The 21,847-nt window shown below is 64.9% G+C and carries 21 protein-coding genes; 14 read left to right on the forward strand and 7 right to left on the reverse strand.

Going from position 1 to position 21,847, the window contains the following annotated elements; genetic code table 11:
• Nucleotides 1–51: 51 nt before the first annotated feature.
• A complete protein-coding gene (locus ACGGKE_RS05845) occupies nucleotides 52–363 on the reverse strand; it encodes a septum formation initiator family protein (RefSeq protein ID WP_394440881.1) in 312 nt (103 codons plus the stop codon).
• Between the two features lie 91 nt (nucleotides 364–454).
• On the reverse strand, nucleotides 455–1,729 hold the full coding sequence (gene eno, locus ACGGKE_RS05850; protein WP_394440883.1) for a phosphopyruvate hydratase: 1,275 nt from the start codon (nucleotides 1,727–1,729) through the stop codon (nucleotides 455–457).
• A gap of 213 nt (nucleotides 1,730–1,942) precedes the next feature.
• On the opposite strand from eno, the gene ACGGKE_RS05855 reads away from it, so the two are divergent.
• From ACGGKE_RS05855 to ACGGKE_RS05875, 5 genes are all read left to right on the forward strand, one after another.
• Nucleotides 1,943–2,557, forward strand: a complete 615-nt coding sequence (locus ACGGKE_RS05855) for a hypothetical protein (protein ID WP_394440885.1) — start codon at nucleotides 1,943–1,945, stop codon at nucleotides 2,555–2,557.
• A 57-nt stretch (nucleotides 2,558–2,614) separates the two neighbouring features.
• Complete coding sequence (locus ACGGKE_RS05860) at nucleotides 2,615–3,004, forward strand: hypothetical protein (protein WP_394440887.1); 390 nt, start codon at nucleotides 2,615–2,617, stop codon at nucleotides 3,002–3,004.
• The gene (locus ACGGKE_RS05865; RefSeq protein ID WP_394440889.1) at nucleotides 3,001–3,336 is read left to right on the forward strand and encodes a hypothetical protein; all 336 of its coding nucleotides are present in this window, start codon (nucleotides 3,001–3,003) and stop codon (nucleotides 3,334–3,336) included. The genes ACGGKE_RS05860 and ACGGKE_RS05865 overlap by 4 nt, the downstream gene beginning before the upstream one ends.
• Complete coding sequence (locus ACGGKE_RS05870) at nucleotides 3,329–3,904, forward strand: hypothetical protein (RefSeq protein WP_394441765.1); 576 nt, start codon at nucleotides 3,329–3,331, stop codon at nucleotides 3,902–3,904. Before ACGGKE_RS05865 ends, ACGGKE_RS05870 begins: the two co-directional genes overlap by 8 nt.
• Before the next feature lie 104 nt (nucleotides 3,905–4,008).
• On the forward strand, nucleotides 4,009–4,242 hold the full coding sequence (locus tag ACGGKE_RS05875) for a DUF4170 domain-containing protein (protein ID WP_228167016.1): 234 nt from the start codon (nucleotides 4,009–4,011) through the stop codon (nucleotides 4,240–4,242).
• 534 nt (nucleotides 4,243–4,776) lie between these two features.
• On the opposite strand, the gene ACGGKE_RS05880 is transcribed toward ACGGKE_RS05875, so the two are convergent.
• From ACGGKE_RS05880 to carA, 4 genes are all read right to left on the reverse strand, one after another.
• Nucleotides 4,777–5,436 carry a rhomboid family intramembrane serine protease gene (locus ACGGKE_RS05880; RefSeq protein WP_228167017.1) on the reverse strand — a complete coding sequence of 220 codons (660 nt, stop codon included), beginning with the start codon at nucleotides 5,434–5,436 and terminating at the stop codon, nucleotides 4,777–4,779.
• Between the two features lie 4 nt (nucleotides 5,437–5,440).
• The gene (gene greA, locus ACGGKE_RS05885; RefSeq protein ID WP_394440892.1) at nucleotides 5,441–5,917 is read right to left on the reverse strand and encodes a transcription elongation factor GreA; all 477 of its coding nucleotides are present in this window, start codon (nucleotides 5,915–5,917) and stop codon (nucleotides 5,441–5,443) included.
• Nucleotides 5,918–5,998: 81 nt separating this feature from the next.
• Nucleotides 5,999–9,334, reverse strand: a complete 3,336-nt coding sequence (gene carB / locus ACGGKE_RS05890) for a carbamoyl-phosphate synthase large subunit (RefSeq protein WP_394440894.1) — start codon at nucleotides 9,332–9,334, stop codon at nucleotides 5,999–6,001.
• 650 nt (nucleotides 9,335–9,984) lie between these two features.
• Nucleotides 9,985–11,148 (reverse strand): glutamine-hydrolyzing carbamoyl-phosphate synthase small subunit, encoded by a 1,164-nt coding sequence (gene carA / locus ACGGKE_RS05895; RefSeq protein WP_394440895.1) that lies wholly within the window; start codon nucleotides 11,146–11,148, stop codon nucleotides 9,985–9,987.
• A 155-nt stretch (nucleotides 11,149–11,303) separates the two neighbouring features.
• Here carA and ACGGKE_RS05900 point away from each other — a divergent pair, with 155 nt between their 5' ends.
• From ACGGKE_RS05900 to ACGGKE_RS05940, 9 genes are all read left to right on the forward strand, one after another.
• Entirely contained in the window at nucleotides 11,304–11,756 is a 453-nt protein-coding gene (locus ACGGKE_RS05900) for a GatB/YqeY domain-containing protein (RefSeq protein WP_394440897.1), read from the forward strand.
• Between the two features lie 43 nt (nucleotides 11,757–11,799).
• Nucleotides 11,800–12,201 (forward strand): endonuclease domain-containing protein, encoded by a 402-nt coding sequence (locus ACGGKE_RS05905; protein ID WP_228167024.1) that lies wholly within the window; start codon nucleotides 11,800–11,802, stop codon nucleotides 12,199–12,201.
• A complete protein-coding gene (gene dnaG / locus ACGGKE_RS05910; protein WP_394440899.1) occupies nucleotides 12,202–14,106 on the forward strand; it encodes a DNA primase in 1,905 nt (634 codons plus the stop codon).
• Nucleotides 14,107–14,151: 45 nt separating this feature from the next.
• Nucleotides 14,152–16,203: an RNA polymerase sigma factor RpoD gene (rpoD, locus tag ACGGKE_RS05915; protein ID WP_394440901.1), complete on the forward strand. Its 2,052-nt coding sequence runs from the start codon at nucleotides 14,152–14,154 to the stop codon at nucleotides 16,201–16,203.
• A gap of 137 nt (nucleotides 16,204–16,340) precedes the next feature.
• Nucleotides 16,341–17,021: a DUF6975 family protein gene (locus tag ACGGKE_RS05920; protein WP_228167027.1), complete on the forward strand. Its 681-nt coding sequence runs from the start codon at nucleotides 16,341–16,343 to the stop codon at nucleotides 17,019–17,021.
• 77 nt (nucleotides 17,022–17,098) lie between these two features.
• The gene (locus tag ACGGKE_RS05925) at nucleotides 17,099–17,944 is read left to right on the forward strand and encodes a MoxR family ATPase (protein ID WP_228167080.1); all 846 of its coding nucleotides are present in this window, start codon (nucleotides 17,099–17,101) and stop codon (nucleotides 17,942–17,944) included.
• Nucleotides 17,945–18,052: 108 nt separating this feature from the next.
• Nucleotides 18,053–18,466, forward strand: a complete 414-nt coding sequence (locus tag ACGGKE_RS05930) for a GFA family protein (protein WP_394440904.1) — start codon at nucleotides 18,053–18,055, stop codon at nucleotides 18,464–18,466.
• 91 nt (nucleotides 18,467–18,557) lie between these two features.
• Complete coding sequence (locus ACGGKE_RS05935; protein WP_394440906.1) at nucleotides 18,558–19,595, forward strand: hypothetical protein; 1,038 nt, start codon at nucleotides 18,558–18,560, stop codon at nucleotides 19,593–19,595.
• Between the two features lie 41 nt (nucleotides 19,596–19,636).
• Complete coding sequence (locus ACGGKE_RS05940; RefSeq protein ID WP_394440908.1) at nucleotides 19,637–20,494, forward strand: DUF817 domain-containing protein; 858 nt, start codon at nucleotides 19,637–19,639, stop codon at nucleotides 20,492–20,494.
• On the opposite strand, the gene ACGGKE_RS05945 is transcribed toward ACGGKE_RS05940, so the two are convergent.
• Nucleotides 20,482–21,846 (reverse strand): methyl-accepting chemotaxis protein, encoded by a 1,365-nt coding sequence (locus tag ACGGKE_RS05945; RefSeq protein WP_394440910.1) that lies wholly within the window; start codon nucleotides 21,844–21,846, stop codon nucleotides 20,482–20,484. The two genes, ACGGKE_RS05940 and ACGGKE_RS05945, sit on opposite strands and share 13 nt — an antisense overlap.
• Between the last annotated feature and the right edge of the window lies 1 nt (nucleotide 21,847).

Below are 21,847 nucleotides of genomic sequence, written 5' to 3' on the forward strand. Positions count from 1 at the left end.
TCCGGCGCATAATCCTTGCGCAGTCGGCCGACACGCGCTGACTCGCGGCGCTCAGTTGAGCGGCACGATCACTTCGTCATGGTGGATGACGCCAAGCTGGCGCCGGACCAGTTCGTCCGCCAGATCCGGGTCGACCCGGCGCGGATCGAGCGCCTCCACCCGGTTGCGCAGGTCCGCGCGCGCCTGCTGCGTCTTCTTCAACTCCAGCTTCGCGCTGCGCAGCTGGCGCGTATAGTCGCCCCAGGCAAGCACGCCGTTGGAGCCGAGCACGACATAGCCGGCGAAGGACAGCAGCAGCATCAACGCGATCGCCGGCGCAAAGGCCGACGCCAACAACAGTCTGAGTTTCGCGATATGCGCCATGGCGTTACTGGAATCACAGCCAAAGGCCGGCCGCAAGCGAAAAATCGCCAACTTGCGACCGGCCGATCATTTTGGCCTCAAAAGCCTTGATTCAGCGGAAAATCGAGCGCCCCGCATAAACGGCGACGTCGCCCAATTCCTCCTCGATCCGGATCAGCTGATTATATTTGGCGAGCCGGTCGGACCGGGCGAGCGAGCCTGTCTTGATCTGCCCGCAATTGGTTGCGACGGCGAGGTCGGCGATCGTCGCATCCTCGGTCTCGCCCGAACGGTGCGACATGACCGCAGTGTAGCGCGACCGGTGCGCCAGATCGACGGCGGCCAGCGTTTCGGTCAGCGTGCCGATCTGGTTGACCTTGACCAGCAGCGAGTTGGCGAGCCCCTTGCCGATGCCCATGGCAAGGCGCGCGGGATTGGTGACGAACAGGTCGTCGCCGACCAGCTGGACCTTGTCGCCGATCTTGTCGGTCAGTGCCTTCCAGCCTTCGAAATCATCCTCGCCCATGCCATCCTCGATCGACTTGATCGGATAGTCGGCGCACAAGGCAGCAAGGTAATCGGCCATTTCGACCGGCGAGAGCGACAGGCCCTCGCCCGAAATCTCATATTTGCCGTTCTTGAAGAATTCGGTCGCGGCGCAATCCAGCGCCAGCTCCACGTCGTCGCCCGGCGTGTAGCCCGCCTTCTCGATGCTGGCGAGGATGAAGTCCAGCGCATCGCGGGTCGAGGCGATGTTGGGGGCGAAGCCGCCTTCATCACCGACCGAAGTCGCCAGCCCCTTGTCGTGCAGGCCCTTTTTCAGGGTGTGGAAGATTTCCGATCCGATGCGCACGGCGTCGGCGATGCTCTCCGCGCCGACCGGCATGATCATGAATTCCTGGAAGTCGATCGGATTGTCGGCATGCTCGCCGCCATTGATGATATTCATCATCGGCACCGGCAACACATGGGCGCTAACGCCGCCGACATAGCGGTAGAGCGGCAGGCCGCGCGCGTCGGCGGCGGCCTTCGCGGTGGCAAGGCTGACGCCCAGGATCGCGTTGGCGCCCAGGCGCGACTTGTTCTCGGTGCCGTCGAGGTCGATCATCGCGGCGTCGACTTCGCCCTGATCCTCGGCATCAAGGCCGATCAGCTGCTCGGCAATCTCGTCATTCACCGCCGCGACCGCCTGGAGCACGCCCTTGCCCAGATATTTCGCCTTGTCCCCATCGCGCTTTTCGACCGCTTCATAGGCGCCGGTGGAGGCGCCCGACGGCACGGCGGCGCGCCCGAAGCTGCCATCTTCCAGCATGACGTCGACTTCGACCGTGGGGTTGCCCCGGCTGTCGAGGATCTGGCGGGCGTGAATGTCGAGAATGGCGGTCATGATCGCTCCTGAATGAAGGGCCTGCATCGCGGCCGGTCGCCGATTTCGCGCTTCGCTTAGCCAGCGGCCGTGCCGATGGCAATGCGGGGGCTTGCACGCGACCAAAAAATGCCGATGGTCAAAATGTAACGGCAACGGAACTGTAGCCGCCCGCGAAGCATTAGGGGCTCTAACGCCAGCCGAAACGCTGTATCGAAAGGGAGAATGAGGACGATGCCCGACACCCCCGAAACCCCGCCCGTCAAGCGCGGCCGCAAGCCTGCCGCCGACAAGCCCGTGAAGGTGAAGCCCGCCGCGGCCGTCGCCACATCCACGCCGGTCGAGGCCGCGCCGGTGAAGCCCGCCGCGACCCGCAGCGCGCCCAATATATCGGGCAACGGCACTACCGCGGAAGGCTGGAGCGCCCAGATCGCCCCGATCAAGGCGCAGGCCGAAAAGGCGGCAAAGGCCGCCAAGGACAAGATCAATTCGGTCGACTGGAAAGCGCATGTCGATCCGCTGAAGGACCAGGCGAGCAAGACCGCCAAGTCCGCTGCCAGCGTCGCCAAAGACAAGACCGGGACGGCGATGCAGAGCCTAGCGAAGCTGATTTCCGACACCGCCGGCACTGTGGACGCGAAGCTGGGCCCGCAATATGGCGACTATGCGCGCCAGGCTGCCGAGCAGGTGGCGGGCGCTGCCGAGACGCTGGATAGCAAAGATGTCGACCAGTTGATGGACGAGGCGCGCGATTTCGTGCGCAAGAGCCCTGCCGTGGCGATCGGCGCGGCCGCCGTGGTCGGCTATGTGCTGATGCGCCTCGCCAAAGGATCCGACGACAAGGCTTGAGGCAGCGGCCCGGCGGGAACGCCGTGCCTGCTCCATTCCCGCGCAGCGGAGGGTAATTTGATCGAACAGCCAGCGGAAACGGCGATCGCGCCGCACACCGACGGGCCGGAAGAGGCTGCCCGTGAGGACAGCGTACGCGATGCGTTCACGCGCCTTTATGCCGATGCCCGCGCCTATGCGGCGGCAGAGGCGGAAAAGCAGAAACTGCGCGCCGGCATCGTCGCGACCGGCGTGCGCAACGCGGCGATCTTGGGCGTTCTCGCCTTCATTCTGCTATTCGCCAGTATCGTCGCGCTGCTTGTCGGCCTGATCCATATGCTGGAACCCCTGATCGGGCCGCTGGGCGCGACGCTGGCGGTCTTTGGCGCGGGACTGGTGATCACGATCATCCTCGCGCTGACGGCCAAGGGGTGCATCACCCGCATGAAGAAGGCGATCGCGCCATGACGCCGCAGGAAAGCGCCTATCGCGCCGCGATCGCCCATGCCGACGCCCAGCGCGCGCGGCTCAAGGAGAGCGCGCAGGCCGCCAAGGCGCGCATCGCGCCGGCCCGGTTGAAGCAGGACGCCAAGGATAAGGTTTCGGCTACCGCTCTCGACGGCGTCGCCTATGTCGGCGCCAAGGTGCAGCAGCGGCCGGTCGCGGCGGCGGCCGGCGGGCTCGGACTCTTTCTGGCGCGTCGCCCGATCGGGGCACTTTTGTGCGGGCTATACGTTCGCTTCAGGGACAGGGACATCGATCCCCATAACATCGACAATTCGGAGACTGATGATGGCTGACATTCGCGCACAGATTTCCCGCGCTCGGGAAGCCGCCAACGATGCGGCAACCAGCGCATCCGATCGTATCAAGGAAAGCAGCGGCAAGGCGCGCGAAAGCGCGAGCGAACTGATCCATACCAGCCGCGAGAAAGCGAGCGACGCCTATGCCGACGCGCGCGACAAGACGCAGCGCGCCGCGACCCGCGCCAACCAGATCGTGCAGGACCATCCCGTCATGGCCGTTGCGGGCGCCGTCGCCGCCGGGGCGCTGGTCGCCTGGATGTTCCCCAAGAGCCGCCGCGCGATGAAGGCGCTGCCGGGCCTGGCCACCGCGGCGGGCGCGCAGATCCTGGAAGCCGCCGTCGCCGCGCGCGCCGCCGCCGCCGAGGGCGCGGAGAGCGTGAAGCACAAGGCGAGCGATGCGCTGCACGCGGCGGGCGACGCCGCCGCCAGCGCCAGGGCGAATGTCGCGGCGGCCGACCTCAGCGCCAAGGCGTCGAAACTGGCGGATGACGTCACCGCGCTGGTCGCGGCCAGGGTCGATGCGATCAGCGATGCGGTCAAGGCGCGGTTGCCCAAAAGCTAATCGCGATTGCGTCAAACGCAATCGTGCGGCCGGCGCCTCTTCTTGGCGGATCGCGGGGACGATGCTAAGGCTCCGCGATCATCCAAAGGAGAACAGATAACGCCATGAGCAAAATGCATCTGGTGATGGGCGGTCGCGTCAAGGATCCGCAGACGCTGGAATTTCAGGACCTGACCCAGGTCGACCTGGTCGGCGTCTATCCCGACTATGCCTCGGCCGAGAAGGCCTGGCGCGGCGCGGCGCAGCGCACCGTGGACGATGCCGAAATGCGCTATGTCATCGTCCACCTGCATCGCTTGCTGGAACCCGAACTGCCCGGGGCCGGGCAGCCGGCCTGACGCGCTGCCCCACGGAACCGCCAGCCTCTGTCGACATAGCCTAAGCGGCAGGAATTGGATCGAGGCGGCGGAACCGGGTTCCTGGCCTGCGGGAGCCGTTTCTCAAATCGTCTGAGTGCGATAGCAGGCCAGTGGCAATTGGCGCCGGTGGCTGAGCATGGATGCGCTTGCCAGGCGCTCACGATCTGCACTCCGCATGCCCTAAACTTCGCGACAGCACCGCCGGCTTCCCCCAGCTCCGTGCTCCTGCGCAGGCAGGAGCCGAGCTGAAGCGCTGTCGGCGGCCAGTGAGCAGATTGCACTGTTGGCAGCTTGCAAGCTGCACGCCCAGAACGGTGCCGGCCGTCCCGCCGGCGTCACTCTACATCGGGCTCCTGCGTAGGCAGGAGCCCAGCTGAAAGGCCGGAACTGGGCTCCTGCCTGCGCAGGAGCACTAATGTCCCAATCAGAGATGGTGCGCCATCAGGCCAGCGCGATGGCCAGCGGAGAGCGCAGACGAGCGTCCCTACCGATGCCGGCGCACCGCCCCTCGCCTCACTGCACAGCGCGCGGCTTTTTGCGGAAGCGCCAGCGCAGGAGCGGGCGCGTCAGGGCGAGACCTGCGAGGAAGCCGCCGATATGCGCGGCGATGGCGATCTGGCCCAGGTCGCCGACCCCGCCGGAGGTCGCGACCCCGATCATCAGCTGGATCGCGATCCAGCCCGCGGCCAGCCACAGCACGCGCACCAGATTGGCCGACAGCGGCCCCACCTTGCGCACCTGTTGCTGGCTGTAGAGCAGCGAATAGGTGGCGATGATGGCGGAAATGGCGCCGCTCGCCCCCACCATCGGGTTGGTCGAGCCCGGATCGACCAGCCATTGCGCCAGGCAGGCGGCGTAGGCTCCGACACCATAAAGCGCCAACGTGCCGCTCCACCCCAGCACATGTTCGACCTGCCGGCCGCAAAAGACCAGCATCAGCATGTTGAAGCCGATATGTAGCCATCCGGCATGCACCAGCGTGCAGCTGAGCGGCGTCAGCCAGGCCGGAACCGCCGCCATGCCGGCGAGGAGGTCAGGATCGCCGATGCGCGCCGGGATGAAGCCCGCCATGATCGCGGCGTCATCCACCCGGTTGGCCAGGATGAGCAGCAGAAAGGCGGCGAAACTGATCGCCGCCAGCGCGTTGGTGGCCCGGCCCGTCGGCAGACGCACGGCGTCAGATGAACTCGATCTTGTCGACCAGGTAGAATTTGTCGCCCGACGGGACGGAAACCTCGACCTCGTCGCCGACTTCGCGGCCGATCAGCGCGCGGCCGAGCGGGCTGGAATAGCTGATCATGCCGGCCTTGGCGTCGGCTTCGGCCTGACCCACGACCTGATATTTCACCGGCTTGTCGTCCTCGTCCAGCAAGGTCACGGTCGCGCCGAAAACGATCTTGTTGCCCGACAGGGTCGTGGGATCGATCACCTGGGCGCGCGACAGCTTGTCCTCCAGGTCGGAGATGGTCGCTTCGACCTGGCCCTGCCGCTCCTTGGCGGCGTGATATTCCGCATTTTCCGACAGATCGCCATGCGCACGGGCTTCCTCGATGGCGTCCACGATCAGCGGCCGTTCGGCCTTCAGTTCGCGGAGCTGCGCATTGAGCTTGTCATAGCCCATTTGCAGCATCGGCATCTTTTCGACGGTCGCCATTCCTGTAAATCCTTCGTCAAAACTTCCCTTTGGCGGTCCCGTCATCGAGCCGCCCCGCAGCGTCATTCCTTGTGCAGGGGATCAGGCGTGCGACCCGGGATAATAGGATTGGAGCGACCGCACTTCAAGGGCGCGGCTGCGCAATGCCTCGATCGCGTCGGCGGCGGCGACGCTGGCGGCCGCCGTGGTGAAGCTGGCGATCTTCGCGCGCAGGGCCGATGTGCGGATCGCCTTGCTGTCCTTCAAGGACTGCCAACCTTCGGTGGTGTTGAAGATGAGGTCGACGTCGCCGTCGGTGATGCGATCGACGATGTGCGGCCGCCCTTCCGCCACCTTGTTGACCGGGGTGACGTCGATCCCTTCCGCTTCCAGATATTTGGCGGTGCCGCCGGTCGCGATGATGGTGAAGCCCATGGCCGCCATCTTGCGCACGGCGGGCAGGATCACGGGCTTGTCGCTGTCCTTGACCGACACGAAGACGGTGCCGCCGGTCGGCAGGACGGTGCCCGCGCCGAGCTGTGCTTTCGCGAAGGCGGTGGCGAAATCCTTGTCAATCCCCATGACTTCGCCGGTGCTCTTCATTTCGGGCGAGAGGACCGGATCGACGCCGGGGAAGCGGGCGAAGGGGAAGACCGCTTCCTTGACCGCGATATGGTCGATCGCGTTGCGGTCGATCACCGGCAGGTCCTTGAGCTTCTCGCCCGCCATCACGCGGCTCGCGATCTTGGCGATGGGCATGCCGATCGCCTTGGCGACGAAGGGCACGGTGCGGCTGGCGCGCGGGTTCACCTCGATCAGGTAGACGACTCCGTCCTTGACCGCGAACTGGATGTTCATGAGGCCGCGGACATGCAGCGCGCGAGCCAGCACATCGGACTGCCGTTCGATTTCCGCGATGATGTCGGCCGACAGGCTGTAGGGCGGCAGCGAACAGGCGCTGTCGCCCGAATGGACGCCCGCCTCCTCGATATGCTGGAGCACGCCCGCGACCACGACATCCTCGCCGTCGCACAGCGCGTCCACGTCCACCTCGACCGCATCGCGCAGATACTGGTCGATCAGCACCGGCGAGTCGCCAGACACCTGAACGGCGGTGGCGATATATTCCTCCAGCTGCGCCTGCCCGTCGACAATCTCCATCGCGCGGCCGCCAAGGACGTAGGAGGGGCGCATCAGCACCGGGTAGCCGATGCGGTTGGCGACCGCGATCGCTTCCTCGCGGCTGCGGGCGATGCCATTGGCGGGCTGCTTGAGCTTCAGCTTGTCGATCAGCGCGGCGAAGCGCTCGCGATCCTCGGCCAGGTCGATCGCGTCAGGGCTGGTGCCAAGGATCGGCACGCCGGCGTCCTCCAGCGCCTGCGCCAGCTTGAGCGGCGTCTGGCCGCCAAACTGCACGATGACGCCGGCCAGGCTGCCCGCCGACATTTCGACGCTCAATATCTCCAGCACATCCTCGGCCGTCAGCGGCTCGAAATAGAGGCGGTCGGACGTGTCATAGTCGGTCGACACGGTTTCCGGGTTGCAATTGACCATGATCGTTTCATAGCCCGCCTCCGCTAGCGCAAAGCAGGCGTGGACGCAGCAATAGTCGAACTCGATCCCCTGCCCGATCCGATTGGGTCCGCCGCCCAGGATGACGACCTTCCTGCGGTCGCTGGGTTGCGCCTCATTCTCCGCCTCGCCGAAGATCGGCGCTTCATAGGTGGAGTACATATAGGGCGTCTTGGCCTCGAACTCGGCGGCGCAGGTGTCGATGCGCTTGAAGACGGGGCGCACGCCCAGCTTGTGGCGCAGCGCGCGCACCTCGTCCTCGGTGACGCCGCCGGTCATCGCCTTGACCGCGTCGTGGATCAGGCCGGAGCCGCGCGCGATGCCGCGCTCCATGCCGCGCAGATTGGCGGACTTGAGCGCCAGATGCGCGAGGCGCTTGTCGGAAAAGCCCATCGACTTCAGGCGCCGCATCCCCTCGGCATCCTGCGGCAGGCCATTGTCCAGCACCTGCGCTTCGGCGTCGACGATTTCCTTGAGGCGCTCCAGGAACCAGGGATCGAACTTGGCGATGCTGTGGATTTCGACAACCGACAGCCCCTCGCGCAGCGCCTGGGCCGCAATCAGCAGCCGGTCGGGCGTGGGCCTGGCGAGCGCGGCGACGATGTCGTCCCGCGACGCGCCTTCCAGATGATCGACATTGTTGAAGCCTGACAGGCCGGTTTCCAGGCCGCACAGCGCCTTCTGCATCGATTCATGGATGTTGCGGCCGATCGCCATCACCTCGCCGACCGACTTCATCGCAGTGCCCAGCAAAGGCTCGGAACCCTTGAACTTTTCGAAGGCAAAGCGCGGGATCTTCGTGACGACATAGTCGATGGTCGGTTCGAACGACGCGGGCGTTGCGCCGGTGATGTCATTCTCGATCTCGTCGAGCGTATAGCCGACCGCCAGCTTGGCCGCGACCTTGGCGATCGGGAAGCCGGTCGCCTTCGACGCCAGCGCCGAGGAGCGCGACACGCGCGGATTCATTTCGATCACGATCAGGCGGCCGTCCTTGGGATTGACCGCGAACTGAACGTTCGAACCGCCTGTTTCGACACCGATTTCGCGCAGCACCGCAATGGATGCGTTGCGCATGATCTGATATTCCTTGTCGGTCAGCGTCAGCGCCGGCGCGACGGTGATGCTGTCGCCGGTATGGACGCCCATCGGATCGACATTCTCGATCGAGCAGATGATGATGCAATTGTCGTTGCGGTCCCGCACGACCTCCATCTCATATTCTTTCCAGCCAAGCAGCGATTCCTCGATCAGCACCTCGGTCGTGGGCGACGCGTCGAGGCCGGCGGCCACGATCTGCTTGAACTCGTCCTTGTTGTAGGCGACGCCGCCGCCCGTGCCGCCCAGCGTGAAGCTGGGGCGGATGATCGAGGGAAGCCCGGTAAACTCCAGCGCCTCGAGCGCCTCCTCCATCGTGTGCGCGATGCGCGAGCGGGCGGATTCCAGCCCGATCTTGTCCATCGCGTCGCGGAACTTGAGGCGATCCTCCGCCTTGTCGATGGCTTCGGCGTCCGCGCCGATCATCTTGACGCCGAACTTGTCCAGCGTGCCGTCGTTGAACAGCGCCAGCGCGGTGTTGAGCGCGGTCTGCCCGCCCATCGTCGGCAGCACCGCGTCCGGCCGCTCCTTCTCGATGATCTTCGCCACAATCTCGGGCGTGATCGGCTCGACATAGGTCGCGTCGGCAAATTCCGGGTCGGTCATGATCGTGGCCGGGTTGGAATTGACCAGGATGATGCGATAGCCCTCCTCCTTGAGCGCCTTCACCGCCTGCGTGCCCGAATAATCGAACTCGCACGCCTGGCCGATGATGATCGGACCAGCGCCAATGATGAGGATGGAGGAGATGTCGGTGCGTTTGGGCATTAGGAACCGTTCTCGATTAAAGCTGGAGGAAACGCAGCGTTGATCCAATTCCAGTAGCCTCCAGGCAGCCAACCGTTTTTGGCGGAAGAACTTACATCGACGACTACAAAAAAGTGGGGAGTGATAACAGGAAGGTAACTATCTATCACCTGCTGCATCGGAGCAGATGTTTTAATGAATATACTGCCATTATAGGGGACCAAATATTGATACGTATATTTGTTTGACTTGACGAACTCCAACAGCTTTGCCGGGCTAGGGTCCGTGATGTTCGGGTCGAATGACATGAGGAAAGTGTTATACAATGCGACCACCGTCCGCTTCAGGATTCGACGTTAAATGTCCTTGCACTGGATTTAGAATGACTCCCCTAGCATCACCTATCCCCTTCGCAATCATCATCTTTCTTTCAACGTGATCCTCATTTTGAAGACGGTCTCTATCAATGAACGTGAAGAATATGACTTGGCTGATGGCAACGAACGGAGGAAGCATCGCCAATACGAAACATGCAAAGGTAAGTGCACCTTCAAAGAAACGAGCGGCCAACAAGCCACAAGGAGTGCAAATAGCGGTTAGGACCAAGGCTGGAACGACAGCGCTGCTCGTTCTTAGCCTTTTGGTAACTTGAGCAAACTGGGGATCTACGCTCACCGCAACCCCTCCACAAACCGCTTGAACAGATAGAAGCTGTCCTGCGGCCCTGGCGAGGCTTCGGGGTGGTACTGGACCGAAAAGGCATTCCGATCCGTCAGTTCGATGCCGCAATTGCTACCATCGAAGAGCGAGACATGGGTCGGCCTCACATTGGCGGGCAGCGTGTCGGCGTCGACCGCAAAGCCGTGGTTCATCGACGTGATCTCGACCAGACCATCCGACAGCCGCTTGACCGGATGGTTCGCGCCTCTGTGACCCTGATGCATCTTGATCGTCTTCGCGCCCACGGCCAGCGCCAGCAGCTGGTGGCCGAGGCAGATCCCGAAGACGGGAATATCATCCGCCAGCAGCGCGGCGATGACGGGCACCGCATAAGCGCCGGTCGCGGCGGGATCGCCCGGTCCGTTGGAAAGGAACACGCCGTCGGGCTTCTGCGCCACCACCTCTTCATAGGCCGCGGTGGCGGGCAGCACGGTGACGCGCGCGCCGGCCTTCACCAGGTTGCGGAAGATATTGTTCTTCGCGCCATAGTCGATCGCGACGACATGCGGGCGCTCGTCGGTCGCCTCGCCCGCGCCATAGCCAAAGCCCAGGCGCCACACGCCGTCCTTCCACAAGCGACTTTCCTTGCCCGTGACTTCGATGGCGAGGTCCATGCCTTCCAGCCCCGGCCAGCGCGCGGCCTTGGCGGCCAGTGCGGCGATGTCGAACGCGCCGTCGAGATCATGCGCGATGACCACATTGGGCGCGCCCTTTTCCCGGATCATGCGGGTGAGCGCGCGGGTGTCGACGCCCGACAGGCCGACGCGGCCATGCGCCTTCATCCACTCGTCGAACGGCGCGACATTGCGGAAATTGCTCGGCTCGGTCACATCCTGCCGCACGACGCAGCCCAGCGCGTAAGGGTTGTCGGCCTCCACATCCTCGTCATTGGTACCGACATTGCCGATATGGGGGAAGGTGAAGTTGATGATCTGTCCGGCATAGCTGGGATCGGTCATGATCTCCTGATAGCCGGTGATCGACGTGTTGAAGCAGAGTTCGCCCACCGCATCGCCCACAGCGCCGAAGCCGCGGCCGAACACCGCGCTGCCATCGGCGAAAACCAATACCCCTGTTGCTCCTTTGGGCACGGTGAGGGTCTTGGCGTCAGCCATGGTCTGCGGTTCCTTTATGCTTTTGCGGGAACCCGTCTGGTGCGGGTTAAACGGCCGGTCAGGTAGGCGGGCGTTCCCACAAGGTCAACGTCTGTTAAAAATCTCTTTTGCCGCTATATCTGCTCCTTTCCGAAAGAGACAGGATTCTATCGCCCATGATTCGCGAGCAGGTTAAGAGCGCCCAGGTTGAAGCGATGAAGGCCGGCGACAAGGAAAAGCTGGCCGCGGTGCGCCTGATCCTGGCGAAGCTGAAGGACCGCGACATCGAACTGCGCACCGCGTCGAGCGTGCCGGACGACGACACCGTGGTCGTGGACGTGCTGCAGAAGATGGTGAAGCAGCGCCGCGAATCGATCGACATGTTCAAGAATGGCGGCCGCGACGAACTCGCCGCCAAGGAACAGGCCGAACTGGACGTGATCGAAAGCTTCCTGCCCCAACAGATGAGCGAGGACGAAACCCGCGCCGCGATCGAGGGGATCAAGGCCGAGGTGGGCGCGGAAAGCGTCAAGGACATGGGCCGCGTGATGGCGGTGCTGAAGGAACGCCACGGCACGGTCATCGACATGAGCAAGGCGAGCGGGCTGGTGAAGGCCGCCTTGGGGTGACATGGAAAGCCCCTCCCTACCTAGGGAGGGGTTGGGGTGGGTGATGGCGCTACGCATCAATGCGAAACTCGGCCAATATGCGCGCGACATGCGCCGCGAACCCACCGATTCCGAACGCCGTCTGTGGGGCGCCTTGCGCGCCTCGCAACTGGGCGGATTCAAATTTCGCCGACAGGCCGTGATCGAGCCCTATATCTGCGACTTTCTCTGTCCTTCGATCGGACTTGTCGTGGAAGTTGATGACGATCGCCATGATCCTGTCAAAGATCGGGACCGCGACTTCGACCTTGCGCATCAGGGCTATCTCGTTTTGCGATTTTCCAATGCCGATGTCCGCGACAATCTTGAGGCTGTGCTGCTCACGATCTTCGAGCGCGCGAGCGCCTTGCCCGAGAGGCAGAAGATCACCCACCCCAACCCCTCGCTAAGTAGAGAGGGGCTTTAAATGACCCTGACGCCGCAATGGCTGGACGAGCTGCGCGCGCGCACGTCCCTGTCGACGCTTATCGGCAAGTCGATCAAGGTGCAGAAGGCGGGGCGCGAATATAAGGCGTGCTGCCCCTTTCATAACGAAAAGACGCCCAGCTTCACGATCAACGACGAGAAGGGCTTCTACCATTGTTTCGGTTGCGGCGCGCATGGCGACGCGATCCGGTGGATGACCGACCAGCGCGGCCTGCCCTTCATGGAGGCGGTGAAGGAACTGGCGGCGACCGCCGGCATGGAGGTGCCCGCGCCCGACCCGCGCGCGGCCAAGCGCGCCGAGCGGGCCAAGGGAATGCATGACGCGATGGCGGCCGCGCAGAGCTTCTTCGAGGATCAGCTCGGCGGCCTCGATGGCGGGGACGCGCGCGCCTATCTGCACAAGCGCGGCATCAGCGACGCGACCCGGCGCGCCTTCGGATTTGGCTATGCGCCCGACGCGCGCGGCAAGCTGAAGACCGCGCTGCGCGACTTTGGCGAGGGCATGCTGGTCGAGACGGGATTGCTGATCGATCCGGATGGCGCCCAGCCCAATGGCGGCAACAGCAGCAAGCGCGACAGCTATGACCGGTTCCGCGGCCGGCTGATGCTGCCCATCCGCGACATTCGCGGACGCGTAATCGCCTTTGGCGGCCGCATCATCGGCCAGGGCGAGCCCAAATATCTCAACTCCCCCGACACGCCGCTGTTCGACAAGGGACGCACTCTCTACAATATCGACAAGGCGTCGCCCGCCAGCCGCCAGACCGGCCGCATCATCGTGGTCGAAGGCTATATGGACGTGATCGCGCTGGCCCAGGCGGGCTTCGCTGACGCAGTCGCGCCGCTCGGCACGGCGCTCACCGAACATCAGATCGAGCGGCTGTGGAAGATGGTGGAGGTGCCGGTCCTCTGCTTCGACGGCGATTCGGCGGGGCAGAAAGCCGCGATCCGCGCCGCCACGCGCGCCCTGCCCCTGCTTCGCCCGGGCCACAGCCTCTGCTTCGCCACCCTGCCCGCCGGCCAGGACCCCGACGACCTGATCCGCGCCAGCGGACCGGCGGCGATGCAGGCGGTGCTGGACGACGCGCAGCCGCTGATCGAGCGGCTCTGGGCGCATGAGACGTCGGCCGCCCCGCTCGACACGCCCGAGCAGAAAGCCGCGCTCAAGCAGCGGCTGCGCGCCCTGTCGGACGCGATCGCCCATCCCGATGTGCGCGCCCATTATGCCCATGAGTTCCGCCAGCGCTACGATGCGCTCTTCTTCGCGCGGCGCGAGGCGGCGCCCTTCCAGCCGCGCGCCCAGGGCGGCGGCGGCGCGCAGCGCTGGCAGCGCGACCGGCGCGGCAACTGGAAGCCGCCCATCCCGCCCGCGGGCACGGAAGCGCGCGCGATCGGCGCGGGCGGCATGGAACAGCGGCTGCTGCGCGCCGTGCTGGCGAGCCTGCTGCGCCATCCCGAACAGATCGCGCCCCATCGCGAGATGCTGTCGAGCCTGCAGATCGCCGACCCGCTGCTGGGCCAGCTGCTCGCTGCGATGGTGCGTTGCTCGCTGCGCAAAGAAACAGTTGAAACGCAGACCCTCCTTACCATATTGGGGCAAGGTGAAGTGTATAATATGGCCAAGGGGATGCTCCGGGCCGACACGTTCACACTCACCCCAAACAGGATGACCCCCGACCCTGATCGCGTAGCCCGCGATCTGGAGGAGGCCGTTCGGGTGATGGCGCAGGGGCCGGAGTTGGAAGCAGCGCTGGTGGAGGCCACAAGACGGTTCGAGAGCGACTTCAGCGAGGCGAACTTCGCCGAGCAGCAGCGCATCCGCGCGCTGAAAGCCGATCATGATCGTCGCCTGGCGGAACTGGCGCAGTCCGAAGATAGTATTTGAACAAGGTTCGCCCTTCACCCAAGGGCAACGAAGTAAGGCGAATAGATGGCGACCAAGGCGAACAGCAAGAATGGCGGCGTGGGAGAAGGCGAGGATGGCGGCGACGCCCCGCTGCTCGATCTCAACGAAGCATCCGTCAAGAAGCTGATCGCGCGCGCGAAGAAGCGCGGCTACATCACCTATGACGAGCTGAACGACGCGCTGCCGCAGGACCAGATGTCCTCCGAGCAGATCGAGGATATCATGTCCGCGCTCAACGAAATGGGCGTCAACATCGTCGAGAATGAGGAAGCCGGCGAAGACGGCGACGATCAGCGCGACGACAGCGACGATGATTCGGCGGACGACACTGCCGAGGATGATGGCGGCCCCAAGCTCGTCACCGAAAAGAAGAAGGAAACCGTCGATCGCACCGACGATCCCGTGCGCATGTATCTGCGCGAAATGGGCGCCGTCGAACTGCTGAGCCGCGAGGGCGAAATCGCCATCGCCAAGCGGATCGAGGCCGGCCGCGACACGATGATCCTGGGCCTATGCGAAAGTCCCACGACCTTCAACGCGATCATCGAATGGTCGACCGCGCTCAACAATGGCGAGATGCAACTGCGCGAGATTCTCGATCTCGACGCCATGCTGTCCAAGGACCCTGCGCCCGAAAGCCTGGAGGACGGCGCCGAGGAGGATGACGGCGAGATCAGCGAGAAGACCGCCGGCCCCAGCTTCAAGGAAGAGGAAGAGCCGGAGGAGGAATCGGCCGATGGAGACGAGGATGAGGACGGCCTGACCGAGCGCCGCGCCCGTCGCACCGAGGAGGAGGATGAGGAGGACAACACGCTCAGCCTCGCCCAGATGGAAGAGACGCTCAAGCCGATGGCGCTGGAGAAGTTCGCGACCATCACCGAGATTTTCCGCAGCTTTTCCAAGGCGCAGGAAACGCGCATGCAGGCGATGGCCAATGGCGATTCGCTGAGCCAGAAGGCCGAGGATGATTATCAGGCGCTGCGCGAAAGCCTGACCGCCGAGGTCGAAAGCGTCCAGTTCCACCAGCAGAAGATCGAATATCTGGTCGACCAGCTCTATGCCTATAACCGACGCCTGACCGCGCTGGGCGGGCAGATGCTGCGCCTGGCCGAGCGGCACAAGGTCAGCCGCAAGGATTTCCTCGACCGCTATGTCAATCATGAGCTTGACGACGCTTGGCTCGACAAGGTGGGCGGGCTCGACAAGAAGTGGACGGCCTTCGCCGCCGCCGAAGGGCGATCGGTCGATCGCATCCGCAACGAAGTGGCCGAAATCGCGCAGGCGACCGGCATGTCGCTCAGCGAGTTCCGCCGCATCGTCAACATGGTGCAGAAGGGCGAGCGCGAGGCGCGGATCGCGAAGAAGGAAATGGTCGAGGCCAATCTGCGCCTCGTCATTTCGATCGCGAAGAAATACACCAATCGCGGCCTGCAGTTTCTGGATCTCATCCAGGAGGGCAATATCGGCCTGATGAAGGCGGTGGATAAGTTCGAATATCGCCGCGGCTACAAGTTCTCGACCTACGCCACCTGGTGGATTCGCCAGGCAATCACCCGCTCGATCGCGGACCAGGCGCGGACCATCCGCATCCCAGTCCACATGATCGAGACGATCAACAAGCTGGTCCGCACCAGCCGCCAGTTCCTGCACGAGCAGGGCCGCGAGCCCACGCCCGAGGAAATGGCCGAGCGCCTGTCCATGCCGCTCGAAAAGGTGCGCAAGGTGATGAAGATCGCCAAGGAGCCGATCTCCCTCGAAACGCCGATCGGCGACGAGGAGGACAGCCATCTGGGCGATTTCATCGAGGACAAGAACGCCATCATCCCGGTGGACGCCGCGATCCAGGCGAACCTGAAGGAAACGGTCACCCGCGTCCTTGCCAGCCTGACCCCGCGCGAGGAGCGCGTGCTGCGCATGCGCTTTGGCATCGGCATGAACACCGACCATACGCTGGAGGAAGTGGGCCAGCAATTCAGCGTGACTCGCGAACGCATCCGCCAGATCGAGGCGAAGGCGCTGCGCAAGCTCAAACACCCCTCGCGTTCGCGGAAAATGCGCAGCTTCCTGGATCAGTAAAACAATCTTAACCATGGTTGACGCAAAAGGGCGGCTTTCACGGCCGCCCTTTCTGATTCCGTAAACCCGGCGTTTACTTGGACCGCTTATGCCGGTGACAACCCCCGCATGGGCCGGGGCCGAACAGGGAATCGGACATGAGCGAAGCGGCACCGCGTATTCAGTTCGGCGACATCGCGCGCGTGCTCGACGCGCTGGTCGCGGCTGACGGCACGGCGGCCCATGCCTATGTCATCCGCGCCCGCACCGGCATGGCCAGCGAAGGTCTGTTGTCGTTGCCGGACCTTGCCGACGCCGCCTCCTATATGTGCCTGCTCCACGGCCGCCATCCCGGCGTCATCGATCATGCCGCGACGCGCTCGGCCGAAAATGCCGCGCGCCAGTGGCTGATCGAGGCGGCCGACGCCTTTGCCGCCGAGCGCGCCTATCTGACGCAAGTGACGGTCGCCGCCGGCCCTGCCCCCAGCACGGCTGGCCAGGCTGATTGCGAAGCCGCCGTCAGCCAGCAGCGCCATGCGCTCGACACGCTCGCCCAGTCCGACCGCCGCGGCTGCGCCATGGGCGCGGCGATGGCGCTGGTGCTCGACTGGCGCGGCATGCGGCAGATGCTGGACATGGCCGCGATCCGCGCAGGCCTGGAGCCGCATCCCTGCGCCCTGCCCGATCGCGCCGCGACGCTGGAGGTGGCGCGCGCTATCGGCGGCGACGACATCATCGACCGCGCGATCCAGTTCGGCGCGCGGCAGCTGCTGAACCAGCATCGCGGCCTGTGGGACCTGTTGTCCGCGCGCGCCGACCTGCGCGCCCGCGCGGGCTGACCGCCGCTTTCCCGATTGCGCCCCGCCGCCGCTTTCCCTAGTCCGGTTGCAGGCAGCAACGGGAGCGGACGGATTTGATGCGCTTTGAAGGCACGCAGGATTATGTCGCCACCGACGATCTGAAGGTCGCGGTCAACGCTGCGGTGCTGCTGCGCCGGCCGCTGCTGGTCAAGGGCGAACCGGGCACCGGCAAGACCGTGCTGGCGCAGGAGATCGCGCAGGCGCTGGACGCGCCGCTGATCGAATGGAACGTCAAGTCCACGACCAAGGCGCATCAGGGCCTGTATGAATATGACGCCGTCGCGCGGCTGCGCGACGGGCAACTGGGCGACCCGCGCGTCCATGACATCTCCAACTATATCCGCAAGGGCAAGCTGTGGGAGGCCTTCACCTCGCCGCGCCTGCCCGTGCTGCTGATCGACGAGATCGACAAGGCCGACATCGAGTTTCCCAACGACCTGCTGCAGGAACTCGATCGCATGGCCTTCCACGTCTATGAAACGGGCGAGACGATCGCGGCGGCGGAGCGGCCGGTGGTGGTCATCACGTCGAACAACGAGAAGGAACTGCCCGACGCCTTTCTGCGCCGCTGTTTCTTCCACTATATCAAATTCCCCGATCGCGAGACGATGGAGAAGATCGTCGAGGTGCATTTCCCCGGCATCCAGAAGATCCTCGTGTCGCGGGCCATGGAGATTTTCTACGAGATACGCGATGTTCCGGGCCTGAAGAAAAAGCCCAGCACCAGCGAATTGCTCGATTGGCTGAAGCTGCTGCTCGCCGAGGACATGCCGATCGACGTGCTGCAGAACAGCGATCCGACCAAGGCGATCCCGCCGCTTCACGGCGCCCTGCTCAAGAATGAACAGGACATCATGATGTTCGAACGGCTGGCCTTCATGGCGCGGCGGCAGGGGCGGTAAGGTCCCGCCGGCGCGCGCCGGTCGCTCCGAAACACGGAACGCGCCGGGTCATCAATTTGTCGCCTTCGCTCGTCACCAGCGAAGCTTGTTGCCGGAGGGAGATTTGCCATGCCCCATAGCGCCCAATGCCTTTGCGGCCAGGTCCGCATCACCATCGACGCCGAACCCATGGCCGCGCGCATGTGCTGGTGCCGCCTGTGCCAATATCTGGGCGGCGGGTCGGCCACGGTGAATGTCTGCTTCCCCAGCGAAGCGGTCACGACGCAGGGCGAGGTGCGCTGGCATGACAGCGTCGCCGACAGCGGCAATGCGATGAAGCGCGGCTTCTGCCCGCAATGCGGCACGCCGCTGTTCAGCCTGGCGGAGGCGCGCCCGCATTTGACCTTCATTCGCGCCGGCGCGCTGGACAATCCCTCGCTGATGGGGCCGCAGGCGGTGATCTGGACCGACGCCGCTCCCGACTGGGCCCATCATGATCCCGCGCTGCCGCACCATCCGGCGCAAATGCCGCCAGTGGCGTGAAAAGCCGCTTGCGCGCGTCGGGATAGTCTGTAGCCTCCCTGTCATAGTTCAAGGCCGCGCCAAGACGGTCTGGTTCTGGAGAGGGATGCTGATGCCCACACGCGCCTTGATTCTGCTGACCGCGGCCCTCGGGTTAGCTGTTCCTGCGCTCGCCCATGCTACCGAGGATGCAGAGGCCTGGACGCCGACCGCGACAGCCTTGCGCGCCAATGCCGCCGGCATCAGCCTGCCGCAGACGGTGGGCGGGCTTTCGCTCGCCAAGAGCGGCGAGGCGTCGAACGGCGGTCGCGCGGTCGACAATTACGCGCAATATCTGTCGCAGGATGGCGCGGTCCAGGCGACCCTCTATGTCTATATGCCCACCTATGCCGACGCCTCGCTCGCCGCCTATATGACCGACAAGGCGATCATGGAGCGGTTCGGCGCGAAGACTCGCCGCACCGCCTATGACAGCGCCGCGGTCGCCGGGCAGCCGGGACGCGCGATCCGGGCCGTCTATGACGATGCCGCCGATGGCGCGCTGACGACGGCCGCGGGCTTCGTCCATGCCGGGCGCTGGATCGTCAAGATCCGCGTCACCGGCCCCACCGATCAGCGCGATGCCGTCCTGGCCGGGCTGGACGCGATGCTGGCTAATCTGCAGGTCGATAATCCCGCCGCGCTGCAGGCGATCGCGCCGGCGCGCTTCGGCGCCTGTCCCGCCGCCGACGCAGGCGACGCGGAATTGGCCCGGGCGGCGCCGGGCGAAAACGCCGTGCCGCAGGCGGTGCGCATCCCGCGCGATGGCAAGGATGCGCTATGCGTTCGCGGCACCGTGACCACCGCCGAGGGGCGGTACGACATGCTGCAACAGGCGGGCCGCAGCGACGGCGCGATCATCGTCCCGGTCGACGACAGCGGCACCGTGCTCGCCTTCGATCCCGCGGCGCATGCGCAGGGATACAAGCTGTCGATCCATATGGTCGGACAGACCGACCTTTACGGCACTTATGACAAGGTGCCGAGCCCGCGTCAGGTCGCCGCGATCCTCGATGGCAAGGACCCGCAGACCGCGCAGGCGCAGGCGATCGTCGCCTATGCCGCCAATGGCGAGGCGACGATGCAGCCCGGCGTGGCCAGCGGCCGCTGAAAGCCCTTTCCCTCGCCGCGGCGCAGCCCTAGACCCGCGGCATGATCCAGCCCGTCGGCGCGACCCGCTTTGCCCGCATCCGCGCCCGGCTGGAGGCGATCCGCATTGCGCCCGGACCCCGTGCCTGGGCGTTCGAATTCCTGCTCTTCGGCTTCAAGCAAGGCTGGGCCTGCCTGTTCGGCGGGTTGATGCTGGCGCTGCTGCTGATGACCCATTTTCTCTATCCCGCCGATGCGCCGCTGCATCGCTATGACTTCCTGACGCTGGCGGCGCTGGCGATTCAGGCGGGGATGCTGGCCTTTCGTCTGGAAAGCTGGGCGGAAGCGAAGGTCATCTTCGCCTTCCACCTGATCGGCACGGTCATGGAATTGTTCAAGACCCAGGCCGGCTCCTGGATCTATCCCGAAGCCAGCCTGCTCCACATCGGCGCCGTGCCGCTCTTCTCGGGCTTCATGTATGCGGCGGTCGGGAGCTATATCGCGCGCATCTGGCGCATCTTCGGCTTCCGCTTCACCCATTATCCGCCGGTCTGGACAACGGCGCTGCTCGCCGCCGCCATCTATGTCAACTTTTTCGCGCATCACTGGCTGCCCGATGTCCGGTTGTTCCTGTTCGCAGGCGCGATCCTGCTGTTCGGGCGCAGCTGGATCATCTTCACGCCCTGGCGCACGCCGCGCGCCATGCCGCTGCTGCTCGGCTTCTTCCTGGTCGCGCAGTTCATCTGGCTGGCCGAGAATATCGGCACCTTCGCCAACGCCTGGACCTATCCCGACCAGCGCGCGGGCTGGCGCATGGTCGGCTTTGCGAAGCTCGGCAGCTGGTATCTGCTGATGATCATCAGCTTCGTGCTCGTATCGCTGATCCACGGCATTCGGCGCGATCGCGATCAGATCAGATAGCCGACCTCATACAGGCCCCAGCGCCGCCCGGCGAAGACCAGCGGCACGAACACGCTGCGCAGCGCCCGGTATCGCCCCTCGCCCAGGTCCTGCCGATAGGTGAAGAGGAAGAAATCGCTCGCCCCATCCAGCGCGCGGCGCGTCTGGTCGTTCATGAAGATCTGCCGGTTGCGGGCATGTTCCATGTTCCACAGCCGCTCGCCGGGCCGCTGCGGCTGGCAGCGCGCATTCACATGGGTCGGCAGATAGCCGTTCATGTCGATGAGGCAGCAGCCGATGACCGCGCTGTCCTGCGCGCTGTGCCGGTCCAGCATGGCGCGCAGCATGTCGTCGGCGAATTGGGTGAAGCCGGTCAGATATTGCGGCGGGTCGGAACCGTCAATGCGACGATAGTCGGTGTCGAACAGCGCGTCGATGCTGAGAGACCCGTCGCGCAGCGCCGCGCCGATGACCCCGCGCACCTCCTCCGCCCCCTCCTCCGCCATGGCGATATAGCGGCTGTTGCGCGTCACCTGCGGCCCATGGGCGGCGGTGTTGAGCATGGCGTTGGCCATACCCTCCAGCCCTTCCAGCTGTTCGCGCGCGGCATCGACCCGCGCCGTGCTTTCCCGCGCCGAGCGGCCGAATTCGGTGAGCCCCTGCCGCAACGCCGCGACTTCGCGGTCCGCCGCATCGGTGCAGCCCACGATCGCGCCGGACCGCTCGCCAAATTGCGTCACCAGCGACGCGATCTCCGCCAGGCGCAGGCGCAGCTGGTCGATATGCGCATCCGCGTCCCGCCCGCGTAGGATATTATCCTCCACCCCCTCGATCAGCCGCCGGGCATCCTGATCCAGCTGGCCCAGCTTGGTTGCGACCGATGCGGAGGATTCGCCCGCCTGTTCGGCCAAGCGGCGAATCTCCTCCGCGACGATGGCGAAGCCCTGCGTCGCTTCGCCGCCGCGCGCTGCTTCGATGGCGGCGTTGACGCCCAGCAGCCGGGTCTGCCGCGCGATCGCGCCCAGTTGCCCGGACACGTCGCCCACCGCCTCGATCACCGACAGGAACTGGCGCAGATGCCCCTCAAGCCCCGTGACATGATCGACCAGCGCCGCCACTTCGCCCAGCGACAGGCCGATGACGTCATGGCCATCGGCAATGATCTGTTCCGCGCGTTCGGCCGTGTGGCTCAGTTCCCGCGCCGCGGCGACGCTTTCGCCCTGGCTCGCGGCGAGCCGCGCCATATGGCTCTGCAATCGTTCAAGATGCGCGGCATCGCCCTGGATGCGGCGATTGACCTCACCCAGAAAGCCCACAGTCTCGCTGCACTGCAATGCTATGTCGCCCGACTGTTCCCCCAAGTCAGCCAACAAA

Source organism: Sphingobium naphthae (assembly GCF_043589935.1).
Lineage (GTDB): Bacteria > Pseudomonadota > Alphaproteobacteria > Sphingomonadales > Sphingomonadaceae > Sphingobium > Sphingobium naphthae_A.